This window comes from Zophobihabitans entericus (assembly GCF_011745665.1).
In the GTDB taxonomy this organism is placed as follows: domain Bacteria; phylum Pseudomonadota; class Gammaproteobacteria; order Enterobacterales; family Orbaceae; genus Zophobihabitans; species Zophobihabitans entericus.
Map to the genome: position 1 here is coordinate 1,058,641 of NZ_CP050253.1, position 13,170 is coordinate 1,071,810.

At 39.3% G+C, this 13,170-nt stretch carries 13 protein-coding genes and 1 tRNA gene; 11 read left to right on the top strand and 3 right to left on the bottom strand.

What is annotated here, in order from left to right; all coding sequences use genetic code 11:
• Window positions 1-32 precede the first annotated feature (32 nt).
• From IPMB12_RS04780 to IPMB12_RS04790, 3 genes are all read left to right on the top strand, one after another.
• On the top strand, window positions 33-1,103 hold the full coding sequence (locus IPMB12_RS04780; RefSeq protein WP_166915458.1) for an AbrB family transcriptional regulator: 1,071 nt from the start codon (window positions 33-35) through the stop codon (window positions 1,101-1,103).
• A 15-nt stretch (window positions 1,104-1,118) separates the two neighbouring features.
• Window positions 1,119-1,769: a glutaredoxin 2 gene (grxB, locus tag IPMB12_RS04785; protein ID WP_166915460.1), complete on the top strand. Its 651-nt coding sequence runs from the start codon at window positions 1,119-1,121 to the stop codon at window positions 1,767-1,769.
• Between the two features lie 133 nt (window positions 1,770-1,902).
• Window positions 1,903-2,532: a Pr6Pr family membrane protein gene (locus IPMB12_RS04790; RefSeq protein ID WP_166915462.1), complete on the top strand. Its 630-nt coding sequence runs from the start codon at window positions 1,903-1,905 to the stop codon at window positions 2,530-2,532.
• Window positions 2,533-2,580: 48 nt separating this feature from the next.
• Here the strand turns inward: IPMB12_RS04790 and ppsR are convergent, their stop codons facing one another.
• The gene (ppsR, locus tag IPMB12_RS04795) at window positions 2,581-3,405 is read right to left on the bottom strand and encodes a posphoenolpyruvate synthetase regulatory kinase/phosphorylase PpsR (RefSeq protein WP_166915465.1); all 825 of its coding nucleotides are present in this window, start codon (window positions 3,403-3,405) and stop codon (window positions 2,581-2,583) included.
• A gap of 262 nt (window positions 3,406-3,667) precedes the next feature.
• On the opposite strand from ppsR, the gene ppsA reads away from it, so the two are divergent.
• Window positions 3,668-6,052 (top strand): phosphoenolpyruvate synthase, encoded by a 2,385-nt coding sequence (gene ppsA / locus IPMB12_RS04800; RefSeq protein WP_166915467.1) that lies wholly within the window; start codon window positions 3,668-3,670, stop codon window positions 6,050-6,052.
• Between the two features lie 154 nt (window positions 6,053-6,206).
• On the opposite strand, the gene IPMB12_RS04805 is transcribed toward ppsA, so the two are convergent.
• A complete protein-coding gene (locus IPMB12_RS04805) occupies window positions 6,207-7,757 on the bottom strand; it encodes a hypothetical protein (protein ID WP_166915469.1) in 1,551 nt (516 codons plus the stop codon).
• A 606-nt stretch (window positions 7,758-8,363) separates the two neighbouring features.
• Window positions 8,364-8,451: transfer RNA gene (locus IPMB12_RS04810), tRNA-Ser, on the bottom strand.
• Window positions 8,452-8,634: 183 nt separating this feature from the next.
• Here IPMB12_RS04810 and IPMB12_RS04815 point away from each other — a divergent pair.
• The 7 genes from IPMB12_RS04815 (at window position 8,635) to nagK (ending at window position 13,162) form a co-directional block, all read left to right on the top strand.
• The gene (locus IPMB12_RS04815; protein WP_166915471.1) at window positions 8,635-8,964 is read left to right on the top strand and encodes a TusE/DsrC/DsvC family sulfur relay protein; all 330 of its coding nucleotides are present in this window, start codon (window positions 8,635-8,637) and stop codon (window positions 8,962-8,964) included.
• 10 nt (window positions 8,965-8,974) lie between these two features.
• Window positions 8,975-9,265, top strand: coding sequence for a cell division protein FtsB (gene ftsB, locus IPMB12_RS04820; RefSeq protein ID WP_166915473.1), 291 nt, complete (start codon window positions 8,975-8,977; stop codon window positions 9,263-9,265).
• 4 nt (window positions 9,266-9,269) lie between these two features.
• Complete coding sequence (gene ispD, locus IPMB12_RS04825; RefSeq protein ID WP_228720401.1) at window positions 9,270-9,980, top strand: 2-C-methyl-D-erythritol 4-phosphate cytidylyltransferase; 711 nt, start codon at window positions 9,270-9,272, stop codon at window positions 9,978-9,980.
• On the top strand, window positions 9,977-10,456 hold the full coding sequence (gene ispF / locus IPMB12_RS04830; protein WP_166915477.1) for a 2-C-methyl-D-erythritol 2,4-cyclodiphosphate synthase: 480 nt from the start codon (window positions 9,977-9,979) through the stop codon (window positions 10,454-10,456). Before ispD ends, ispF begins: the two co-directional genes overlap by 4 nt.
• A complete protein-coding gene (truD, locus tag IPMB12_RS04835; protein ID WP_166917695.1) occupies window positions 10,453-11,478 on the top strand; it encodes a tRNA pseudouridine(13) synthase TruD in 1,026 nt (341 codons plus the stop codon). Before ispF ends, truD begins: the two co-directional genes overlap by 4 nt.
• A gap of 17 nt (window positions 11,479-11,495) precedes the next feature.
• Window positions 11,496-12,122, top strand: coding sequence for a protein-L-isoaspartate(D-aspartate) O-methyltransferase (locus tag IPMB12_RS04840; protein ID WP_166915479.1), 627 nt, complete (start codon window positions 11,496-11,498; stop codon window positions 12,120-12,122).
• Window positions 12,123-12,253: 131 nt separating this feature from the next.
• A complete protein-coding gene (gene nagK / locus IPMB12_RS04845) occupies window positions 12,254-13,162 on the top strand; it encodes an N-acetylglucosamine kinase (protein ID WP_166915481.1) in 909 nt (302 codons plus the stop codon).
• Window positions 13,163-13,170 lie beyond the last annotated feature (8 nt).

Sequence of the window (13,170 nt, forward strand, 5' to 3'; positions counted from 1 at the left end):
CACAATAATTATTTATTGAGCGGATGTTTTTCATGTCTATTTTTTCTCAAAAGTTATGGCGCTGGGGCTTGTTAGCTATTTTAAGTGTGGTAATTACAGCCGCTCTTTTATGGTTACATGTATCGGCTGCTTTACTTTTAGGTCCTATGCTCGCTGGCATTATTTTAGGTGTGTCTGGTGCTTCGCTCTCTGTTCCAAGACCATGTTTTTCTCTCGCTCAATCAGTACTGGGTTGTTTTATTGCCAGCTCTTTATCGTTGCAGGTGTTGCAGGATCTTGCTTCGTTTTGGTATCTGGCTTTGGCGCTGACATTATCTACACTCGTTATTAGTGTGTTATGTGGTAAGTTTTTAGCGCGTTTTTCGGCTCTACCGGGCAATACGGCAATATGGGGCATATTACCGGGCGGAGCTTCGGCTATGGTGGTGGTCTGTTCTGACTATGGGGCAGATATGCGTTTAGTGGCTTTTATTCAATATTTGCGTGTGGTAATTGTGGTGCTATCAATGGCCGCTATTTCTCACTTTTATATGGTTGACCGGGTGAGTAGTGTTGCGGTTGAAATTGTCTGGTTTCCGCCATTAACCAGTGATTTTTTTATTACCTTAGCCATTGCTATTGTTGGCTGTATTTTGAGTCGGTATATTAAAATTCCTTCCGGGCGTTTATTAATTCCGATGGTGATATGTGTCGTCGTGCAGTTACAAGGCTGGGTTCAAATTGAAGTATCGGAGTGGTTACTGGCACTGAGTTTTGCAATGGTGGGGCTTTCAGCCGGACTGAGATTTAATATCTCTGTACTCAAACTGGCGCTTAAAGCTTTGCCTATCACACTTGTTTCGATATTTGCGATCATGATATTTTGCTATTTTCAGGCACTATTTATGAGCAGTGTTATGGATGTGGATTTTTTAACTGCTTTTTTAGCGACCAGTCCGGGCGGGCTTGAGAGTTCTGTTATTATTGCGGTCGAGACAAATTCCAGCCTCTCAATTGTTGTTCCTCTACAGATTTTAAGACTATTTAGCGTATTATTATTTGGACCGTTTATTGCACGTTATATGTCCCGTAATATTTTGAGCAATAATCAGGCTTCAGTGTGAAAGGAGTAATAGATAATGAAATTATATGTTTATGATCACTGCCCATATTGCGTTCGTGCCCGTATGATCTTTGGGCTAAAGAAGGTCTCTTATGAACTGAAAATCATTCTTAATGATGATGAAAAAACACCTATTAGCATGGTGGGTAAAAAAGTAGTTCCTATTCTGGAAAAAGACGATGGTTCCTATATGCCGGAAAGTATGGATATTGTTCATTACGTTGATGATTTTTACCCACCAAAATTATTAACCGGAAAAAGCTCTGCTGAAATTATGGAGTTGGTTGAGCTGCTGGATGATAATGCTTTCCGTCAGTTAGTCACCCCGCGTTTTATCAGTCTTGGTTTACCAGAGTTTGCTACAGCAGGGGCTATCTCATACTTTACAGAGAAGAAACAACAAAGTTTAGGTAAATTTGCTGACTGCTTAGCCAAAACAGCAACACTCTGTGACGAAATCCAGACTATTTTAGTGAAACTGGACGCTAAATTAGTGGGAATGGTTTCAGACCAGCGAGAATTGTCAACTGATGATATTCAGTTGTTTCCATTGCTTAGGAACCTCTCTATCGTGAAAGAACTTAAGTTTCCTGAAAATGTGAAGCGCTATATGCAGTGGATGTCTCAAAAAAGTGGTGTTGATCTCTATTTTGACCGGTCAATTTAAACCTGAATTTATCATCTCTGATTAGCCGGTTGTGCCTTAGATGTAACACAATTGGCTAAATCAATTCTATTCATTACACTAAAATACCCTACGATTTATTTTATTTACTCAGGATAATAATTAGCATCCAATCATGATTAATCGCTCTCTTAATATTCTTATTATCTTATTAGTACTGATTACTGTTGGTACAGAAACCTATACGTACTGGTTGATGAAAATCAGACCATGGCAGCCAGATTCACCCGTCGGCCGAATTATTTTTTACTATAGCTTTTTTACTGTCCTGTCGAATATTTGCCTGGCAATCAGTAGTGCTTTTCTAGTGATTAATCCAAAAGCCAATAGCCAGTTATTTCGTATTATTCGCTTAGATGGCTTGGTGGGAGTATTAATTACAGCTATTGTTTATAACGCTGTGCTGAGAGGAATTCATAAACCGCCAACACCTATCCTGCAAATGGCTAATGAGTCTTTACACCTTATTGTGCCGGCTCTTGGCTTACTAAGCTGGCTGATATATGGCCCTTATCCCCGAATTGATCGCAAAACGGTAGTACTGGCCTGTATTCCACTGATGATTTATGGCGGATATATTTTTATTCGTGGTCATATTACCGGACAATATCCTTATCCTTTTATTAATGTGATTCGTATCGGGTATGAAAAGGCGATCATCAATGCAGGGATGTTACTTGGACTGTTTATTGTCTTAGCTTTTATATTATGGTTGATTGAGAGAGTGCGGATTAAGTATATTTAACATTAAATAAAACCACCATTTAAGGTGGTTTTATTTTTATGATGAAACTTAACAGCGTCTTTGGATATTGGTAATTTGTAAAATACTGGCTGCCAGTTCTTCCACTGATTTATGTGTTGAGTTTAAAAACGGAATACCATGTTGGCGGAACATCGATTCTGCTTCATTAATTTCTAACTGACAATTATGTAAACTGGCATAAGTTGAGTTTGGACGGCGCTCGGTACGAATCCGGTTTAATCTGAGTGGCTCAATCGTCAAACCAAATAATTTGTTCCGGTACGGTTTTAACATATTAGGCAGTTCTGTTCTATGTAAATCATCAGGTGTTAACGGATAGTTTGCCATTAATATGCCATATTGTAGTGCCAGATAGAGACAGGTTGGTGTCTTACCTGAACGAGATACGCCCACTAAAATCACATCCGCTTTAGAGAAGTTCTTATCGGTAATACCATCATCATTCTCTAGCGCAAAGTTTACTGCATGGATTCTGGCATCATATTTAGTTTCATCCACAATACTGTGGGTAAGTCCCATTACCATGTGGGCTTTTGTATCAAATTCTTGTTCCAGCATTGGGATAAAACTATCAAAAACATCAATATGAAAAATATAAGCGTGGTTATCAAACATGCGCCGGATATGTTCAGAAATAATACTGGAAAAGACAATCACGCGCTGATTCTTGGTCTTAGCGATGGTATTGATGTTTTCAATCAGTTGCTGTGCTTTGAATGGTGTATCGACAAACGGAACAGTCGTTGACTTGAACTTAATTTGGCCAAACTGATTAAGTAAAGATATACCGAAGTTTTCTGCCGTAACCCCGGTCCTGTCTGAAATAAAGAATACTGAGCGGCTTGATTGCATTACATTTTCCTATATTTTCGGTCTGATTATAAAAAAAATTATTATATTTATTATGAGCATTTGTGTGCCAGAAGTTCAATGTTTTTTATCATTATTTTCAATATACTAACCAACATATTTCCAATATATTGATTAATTATGGTGAAGTCTTGGTGTTATAATCTATTTAACTACGTGACAAATGTTCATTTGATTATTAGAATCAAATTGTCTTAAATATTAACAGGTACTTCCCCTGTAATGCAAAACACTGGAGATAAAGATGGTTCAAAGTAATGTTATTTGGTTTGAAAATTTGCGCATGAATGACGTTGAGGTAGTAGGTGGTAAAAATGCGTCGTTGGGTGAAATGATTAGTCAGTTAACCTCTAAAGGTGTTCGTGTTCCTGATGGTTTTGCAACTACAGCTTCTGCTTATCGTACTTTTTTAGCGCAAGATGGCCTTGATGAAAAAATTAATCAACTATTAGATCATCTGGATGTTGATGATGTTGTTGAACTGGCCAGAGTAGGTAAAACGATTCGTGAATGGATTTTAGCGACACCATTTCCACCAGCACTTGATCAAGAGATTAACGATGCATGGAAAACAATGGTAGCAAAAGCTGGAAGTGAGAATATCTCTGTTGCTGTGCGTTCTTCTGCAACGGCTGAAGATCTACCAGATGCGTCTTTTGCCGGGCAGCAAGAAACGTTCCTGAATATTCAGGGGCTCGATAAAGTGAAAGAAGCGGCTAAACACGTATTTGCTTCACTTTATAATGACCGGGCAATTTCATATCGTGTTCATAAAGATTTTAAACATTCTGATGTTGCCTTATCGGTTGGTGTACAAAGAATGGTGCGCTCAGACAGCGGTGCTTCTGGCGTAATGTTTACCATGGATACAGAGTCTGGATTTGATCAGGTGGTATTTATTACTGCCGCTTATGGTTTAGGTGAAACTGTGGTACAAGGCGCCGTAAACCCGGATGAGTTTTATGTGCATAAACCGACTCTGCGTGCAGGCAGACCAGCGATTTTGCGTAAAAATATGGGCTCAAAATTGATCAAAATGGAGTATACCGATTCAACTCAGGTAGGTAATTCCGTGCAAATTGTGGATGTGCCGGTAGAGCAGCGTAAACAGTTCTCTATCTCTGATCGTGAGATTATGGAGCTGGCACAATATGCGCTTACTATTGAAGAACATTATGGTCGCCCAATGGATATCGAATGGGGGCGTGACGGGCTAGACGGTAAGCTATATATTCTGCAAGCCAGACCGGAAACCGTGAAATCGCAGGAAGAGGGCAATAATCTGACTCGCCACTCACTACAGGGCAAATCAAATGTACTTTGTCAGGGACGTGCAATTGGTCAAAAAATTGGTAAAGGTCAGGTCAGACTGATTTCAAATATTGCTGAAATGGATAGTGTTAAACCAGGTGATGTACTGGTGACTGATATGACCGACCCGGACTGGGAACCGATCATGAAAAGAGCATCAGCCATTGTTACTAACCGAGGTGGACGCACCTGTCATGCGGCAATTATTGCTCGTGAACTGGGTATTCCGGCAATTGTTGGTTGTGGTGATGCAACGAAAGTGTTACAAAACGGAATTGAAGTGACGGTCTCTTGTGCTGAAGGCGATACCGGCAATGTTTATGCTGGTCTGCTTGAAGTGGAAACTGTTAATCTGGTGCTGGATAACATGCCAGAGTCACCAACTAAAATTATGATGAACGTAGGTAATCCTGAACTTGCCTTTAACTTTGCTATGTTGCCAAATGAAGGTGTAGGTCTGGCCCGCATGGAGTTTATTATCAATCGTCAGATTGGTATTCATCCAAAAGCCATTTTAGATTTAGAGTTACTTGAGCCGGAGCTTAAAGCAGAAATTCAATCTAAAACAGCAGGTTACTCTTCACCGGTTGATTTCTATATCGCTAAAATTGCTGAAGGTGTGGCAACCATTGCTGCTTCTTTCTATCCGAAGAAAGTGATTCTTAGAACATCTGACTTTAAATCTAATGAGTATGCAAATCTTATCGGTGGTCATTTGTATGAACCACACGAAGAGAACCCGATGCTTGGTTTCAGGGGCGCAGCCCGCTACGTTTCTGAAAGTTTCAGACCATGTTTTGAACTGGAGTGTAAGGCGATTCGTTATGTTCGTGACACGATGGGACTGACTAACGTTGAAGTGATGATTCCTTTCGTCAGAACTTTAAAAGAAGCGGCTATGGTGGTTGAACTGCTGAAAGAGAATGGTCTGGAACGAGGTAAAAATGGCCTGCGTCTGATTATGATGTGTGAATTACCTACTAATGCGGTACTGGCTGATCAATATCTGGAATATTTTGACGGATTCTCGATCGGTTCTAACGATATGACTCAGTTAACGCTGGGGACTGACCGTGATAGTGGTGGGCCAATTGCTTCCACATTTGATGAGCGTGATCCAGCAGTAAAAGCGATGCTGAGCATGGCCATTGCTGCGTGTCGTCGTCATAACAAATATGTTGGTATTTGTGGACAAGGCCCGTCAGACCATCCGGATTTAGCGCAGTGGCTGGTTGAACAAGGTATTGAGAGTATTTCTCTTAACCCGGATACCGTGGTAGAAACCTGGTTATTTCTGGCTAAACAGAAAGCCGAGTAAAGTTTTATATGTTAAATTTAAACAAAGTGTTATATCATTATTGCGGAAGCTATATAACCTTTTGATTTTATTTTTCTGAGTTAAAAAAGAAGCCCCGCTAGGGGCTTTTTTGTCATAAAAACAAAAAAAGGGATGGACAAAAAACTCGGTAAATCTAGCCTTTACAGATCACACCGTAGCCAGTACGGGCGTAGTTAGGATCAAGCAAACCGTCAAAAATAACAGCGCCTTGTTTTGCATCAACGATGAAATGTACGCCACCAAAACTATCATTATAGAAAGAAGGTTCAGCTGTCCACATATGAGTTGGTCCAAGTGAGTTATATCCAGTTATTGCTCCCCATTGTCCCATAATTGAATCATCTATTGTTCTGGTGAAAGCGCTAGAGTCGTAATAGTCTGGAATATCTACTGTGCCATTATCATAGCCAATCCCATCAAGTGCAGGCAGGGTATTGGTTGGGGCATTAGTAATTTCTGCTCTTGTAGCAATATTATTTTCAGTACCACAGGCCGCAACTGCTTGCTCGTACGTCATCCGAGCGGTATTACTACCATGAATGGTATACCACTTATTAATGGTAAATTTATATTCTTCTTGTATTGATGGTGTGGTAATAACACCTTTTAATCTGATTGTGACTTCCCCTGTTGGTTTTGATTTTAGGGTGACTTTGAGCATTCCACCTTCTTCGCTTAAAGTCACATTGGAACTTGGAGAACCACCTTCTAATGCTTCGTAAGTGTATACATTTGCTGTGGGAGTATTTATTGAAGGTTTCATGGTAGAAATATAAAATGAAGCCCCCGGAAAGCCAATTGTAGGGAAAGCTTTAGAGGTATCGATACCATTAGTCGGATGAAAATCTGCCAGATATCCACCACCATAGACGGGATCTGGAGCTATAGATGCTGGATAGGCCTGATTACGGTTAATCACCGTATAGTATCTACCACTTTTCTGAAAAGCAAAAGGAGTAGTGACGTCTTGGCTTGTCCTAAAATTAGTATTAATACTACAAATTCCGCGTGTATCAAGGTAATATTCGGTAGTTAGCGAGACAGAGTCCCCTTTACGTGGATCACCATAGGTTGTTATAGGATAGATGAGGTTACCCCATCTAATTGTTGTAACGACGGGTAAAACAGTATAATTACTTGATGTGGAATCCATACCAAAATTAGAGCATTTACCTAAGCTACCAGAATTCCCTCTGATAGAATGACCATCGGCAGTATCAATAAGATTATAGGTATACGTTTGGTTGGCTTCAAAAGGGAGATTTGTGCCATTTAAAATAGGAAGATCTCCATCTGAATCAAGATAACTTGCTGTAACATCAAAATCAGCAAAGTTAGCAGGTAAAAAAAATCTCGCCGCTATGACTGCATTTTCAAGTACACTAAGATCTAATGCTCTCTCTTCTGCAGTCAGAAGTCTGATAGCACCATTATATGTGCCATCATATTCCATATAAGTCTTACCATTTAGCGTGAGCGCTCTACGGGAGCTAATGTCTCTCACGACAACCTCGTTATCAGAAAATTGGGGCTTATTTCCTTGAATAGTTTTCGCTGAAACTGCAGAGATTGCAGCATAAGCATTAGTGTAAGTTGAGTTTGTATATAATAAACAGATACCCAATAAGATTGGGTGTGCTAAAAAGCCTTTTTTAGCTTTTAAGCTAGATTGGATCACTCGCATTTTAGACTACCATTCCACTTTAATTGTTTATTTTTATTATTTTTATTTGTTGAATACTTTAAGGATAATATTTTAACAGATAAAAACGATCGATTTAATGTTATTGATCGTTTAGTCCGTTGAATAATATATCTGTTTTAGGCATTTGTCTAGTTTTTCCACGAAAAAATAATTTATATGTATTTTTTATTTAATGTTTATCATATTGATAATATTAATTAATATTTTATTTTGGTGAGCTTCCATAAGGTTTTTTTATTTTATTTGTTCGTGTATTTATACGAATTAAAAAAAAGAGATATTTTTATTTATTAATTAAAACTATAAATTAATAAGAAAAAAATGAAGGGCAGAAACCAGAAAATTGTGATTTTTCTGACAAATTAAGTAGGAAATTTTGTATATTCAATTGGTCATGGACGGGCTAAAAATAATAGGAGATTATTGGGTCATTGTAACAATACAATTAAATAATAAAATATTTATAACTATTTGATTTATTGGAGTGAATATATCTTGCAAGTATTTGGGTTAGAGAATTTTTGGTGGAATGACTATAAAATTGTTTTTTAGATGATAAGAATTTCTTAGGCGCTAGAAAGAAGATGGCGGAAGCGCAGAGATTCGAACTCTGGGAGGGTTGCCCCTCGCCGGTTTTCAAGACCGGTGCCTTCAACCGCTCGGCCACACTTCCGCAATGGAGCGCCATATTAAATGACTACAGGTTTTTTGTAAATAGGAAAATAGCAAATTTTATTTGTTTGGTTTAAAAATCGTCAATATTTTATGATTTCTGAACGATAATGCCTTTATGGAGTGTCGGTTACGTCAGAAATTAGTTATAATACCCACCAAATAGAAAACAGGTTATTAAAGAATGCTTTCATTCAACAAGCAACAAATTGAAACAGATGAGCAGGGTTATCTGAAGAACTGGCAAGACTGGTCACCGGAACTGGTCGCTGTGATTGCAGAAAAAGAAGGTCTGGAATTATCAGAAGCGCATCTGGAAGTTGTCAATTTTGTCAGAGAGTTTTATCTTGAATTTAATACATCGCCAGCGATTCGAATGCTGGTTAAAGCGATGGAAAAGAAGTTTGGACCAGAAAAAGGGAATAGCCGCTATCTTTATCGCTTATTTCCTGAAGGACCAGCCAAGCAGGCAACTAAATTAGCCGGGTTACCAAAACCCGTGAAGTGTATTTAAGGGCTGATGAATGTTTAAGTGGAAGCTCCCCGTTTTACTCTTTGCGATTTTTTGTTATTTACAATATTCGCTTTGGTTTGGTAAAAATAACGTCTCAGATTATCAACAGGCTGAACAAAATGTTGAGCAGGTTCAGGCTGAAAATAATCAATTAAAATTACGTAATGAGCAGATGTTTGCTGAAACTGCTGATTTACATGATGGGCTTGAAGCTGTTGAGGAGCGAGCCAGAAGTAGCCTTGGCATGATCAAGCCGGGTGAACATTTCTATCGTATTATCGCTGATTCTGATAATGAGTAAAAGTATGTCAAATAATCGTATTGTTGCGGTTGTACCCGCTGCCGGCAATGGTTCACGAATGAAGTGTGAACAACCAAAACAATATATGAAAATTGGTGAGTTAACGATTTTGGAACATACTTTAAATACGTTAATTTCTCATTCTAAAATTTCTCAGGTCATTGTTGCAATCAGTCCGACTGATTCCATTTTCTATACTCTACCTGTTGCTAGCCATCCTAAAGTTATTGCTGTCCAGGGCGGAGACTCCCGCGCTGCGTCGGTGTTAGCCGGATTACAGAAATTACAAGCAACTGACTGGGCGATGGTGCATGATGCGGCAAGGCCTTGTCTGAGCCATCAGGATATGGATAAGTTGATCGATACTGTTTTTGATAAACAACAAGGTGGTATTTTAGCGGTACCGATTAGTGACACGGTGAAACTTGCTTATGCAGATAAAACCAAAACTATTGAACATTCTTTAGACCGAACATATTTGTGGGGCGCCGCAACGCCGCAACTCTTCAAGGCTGAAGAACTACGTTCTTGCCTGCAAAAAGCGTTAAGTGAACATGCGATTATTACTGATGAAGCGTCAGCTATTGAATACTGTGGCGGGCATCCGCTACTTGTTCATGGACGTCGTGATAATATTAAAATTACTCAGCCAGAAGATTTAGCCATTGCTACATTCTATCTGACTCAACAGGCAAAAAATAAGGAAAATGTATGAGAATTGGACACGGTTTTGACGTCCACAAATTTGGCGGAGAAGGGCCATTAACACTCGCTGGAGTTAAAGTTCCTTATCAATCTGGTCTGATTGCTCATTCAGATGGCGATGTGGTACTACACGCCATTACTGATGCTATTTTAGGTGCGCTGGCGCTGGGTGACATTGGTAAACTCTTTCCTGACACGGATAATAAATATAAAGATGCTGATAGTCGTGTATTGCTGCGTGAAGCTTATCGTTTAGTAAAACAAAAAGGTTATGAACTAGGTAATGTTGATGTCACCATCATCGCTCAGGAACCTAAAATGCAACCGCATATCCCGCAAATGCGGGTTAATATTGCAGAGGACTTACAGTCGCATTTTGAGCAAGTGAGTGTCAAAGCAACGACAACTGAACAACTTGGTTTTACCGGACGCAAAGAAGGGATTGCCTGTGAAGCAGTAGCTTTACTGGTTAAGACTGGTGCATAGTCATGAATGAACTCGCTTATTTATATGGTACACCACAGGTAACTGGTGATTATAAACAGAATTTTGAAGACTTCATCGTTAGAGAAGATTTAGGTTTTGAACCTGATGGTGCAGGTGAACACGTGATGGTTTACCTGCGTAAGCGTGATTGTAATACTACATTTGTTGCTGAACATCTGGCTAAATTTGCCGGTATTCATCCTAAAAATGTGAGTTATGCCGGCTTAAAAGATCGTCACGGAGTCACTGAGCAGTGGTTTGGACTGCATATGCCAGGTAAGGAAACACCTGACTTTAGTCAGTTTACTCTGGAAGGTTGTGAAGTTTTAACGGTAACCCGACAATCAAAAAAATTACGTACTGGCGTTTTAAAGGGTAACTATTTTATTCTGGTACTACGTAACGTGAGTAACAAAGAGGAGTTAGAAGCCCGTTTGCAACAAATACAGCAATCTGGAGTTCCTAACTATTTTGGCGAACAGCGTTTTGGGCGTGATAACAGCAATATTAATAATGCGCTTTTATGGGCGAAAGGTGAAATAAAAGTTAAAGATCGTAATAAACGGAGCTTTTATTTATCCGCTGCGCGTAGTGCTATTTTTAATGATATGGTGAGTGAGCGAATCATCAGACAGCTGGATAAGAAAGTACTCACTGGTGATGCAATACAACTTGCTGGTCGCGGTAGTTGGTTTGTGGTAAAAGCTGATGAAGTAGAACAAGTACAAACACGACTGGAAGCTAACGAATTGCGTATTACTGCGCCAATGGTTGGTGATAATGCGCTGGGGAGTCAGTTGGATGCATTATCTTTTGAAGAGAGCTGTCTGATTGAAAAGTGGCAGCCGCTGCTTAGCTTGTTTAAACAAGAAAGAGTGGAAACGGCCAGACGAGCGATATTATTACAACCAGAACAGCTTGCCTGGAAATGGCTGGATGCTCAAACAATAGAACTGAATTTTTGGCTTAATGCCGGTAGTTATGCAACAAGTGTTTTGCGTGAACTTATGCAACAAAAATAAACAAGATTGAGGCTTTGATGTTTAAACTAAAAATACAATCTCTGATTTCATTGTTACGCCAGCAAGGAATAAAAGATGAGCGTGTATTGCAAGCTATTGCCTCAGTTCCAAGACAACGATTTATTGATGAAGCTCTGTCTCATCAGGCTTATGATAATCGTTCTTTACCTATTGGCGCAGGTCAGACAATCTCTCAGCCTTATATTGTGGCTAAAATGACGGAGCTATTACAGCTTAAACCTGATTCTAAAGTACTGGAAATTGGTACCGGGTCTGGTTATCAGACTGCGGTTCTGTCACAGATGGTTAACCATGTATGCTCTATTGAGAGAATTAAAAGTTTACAGTGGAATACCAAAAGACGCTTTAAGCAACTGGATTTACATAATATCTCTACTCGTCATGGTGATGGCTGGCTTGGCTGGCCGGAAAGAGCGCCATTTGACGGAATTATTGTGACAGCCGCAGCAGCAGAGATACCACAAGATTTAGTGTTACAACTGGCTGATAAAGGACGTCTGGTAATTCCTGTGGGTGAGTCTCAGCAAACTTTAAAAGTTATTGAACGTGATAAAGATCGCTTTAAAGTTACTGTGGTTGAAAATGTTAATTTTGTTCCTCTGGTCAAAGGGGATTTAGCTTAAGATCGATTGTTTTACAAATTTTTACAACTTCATACAACAAAGTAACAACTATTTTATACCTGAGCAGTAAATTAATTTGTGTCAGATAGAGCGAAATGATATTTACTGTTAAGTCTACTTTGAGGTAAATCATGTTATATGGTTTTGATGTCGGCGGGACAAAGATTGAACTCGCTGTATTTGACAAAGAGTTAAAAGAAGTCTGGCGTAAACGGGTGCCAACACCTCATCAAAGTTACGAGGCGTTTCTGGATATTTTTGTTACTCTGGTAAATGAAGCTGATGAACGATTTCAGTGTCAGGGAACTATCGGGATTGGTGTACCGGGTATTGTTGATATACAAAATAAAACAGTATTCACCACGAATATCGACATTGCCAAAAATAAACCCTTTATCTGGGATTTAGAAACACGTTTAAAGCGCAATATTGAAGTCAATAATGATGCCAATTGCTTTGCTTTATCAGAAGCGTTTACACCAGAGTTGCAACAATATCAACAGGTTTTAGGTGTGATTTTAGGAACCGGGCTTGGCGGTGGGATTGTAACACAGCATAAGATTGTATCAGGGCTTAATGGTTGTGCCGGTGAAATCGGGCACTTTAAACTGCCGCTCGATTGTTTACAAATACTTGGTTATGATATTCCTGTTATCGCTTGTGGATGTGGTCAGAAAGGGTGTTGTGAGCGCTATTTATCAGGCACCGGCTTTACCTGGTTATATGAACATTTTTATCAGGTTTCGGAAGCTGCACCAGACATTATTAAGTTGTATTATCAGGGGCAACCTGAAGCAGTTGAACACGTTGAACGATATTTAGAATTACTTGCTGCATATTTAGCGAATGTTTTAATGATTATCGATGCAGACCTGGTAGTAATTGGTGGTGGATTATCTAATTTTGATGAAATTTATCACCAGCTTCCAAATCGTTTAACAAAGTATTTATTAAAGGTCATGAAGCCGCCACGTATAGAAAAAGCCCGTTATGGGGATTCTGGTGGTGCACGGGGTGCGGCTCTGTTGTGCTTAAAATAGGAAATTAA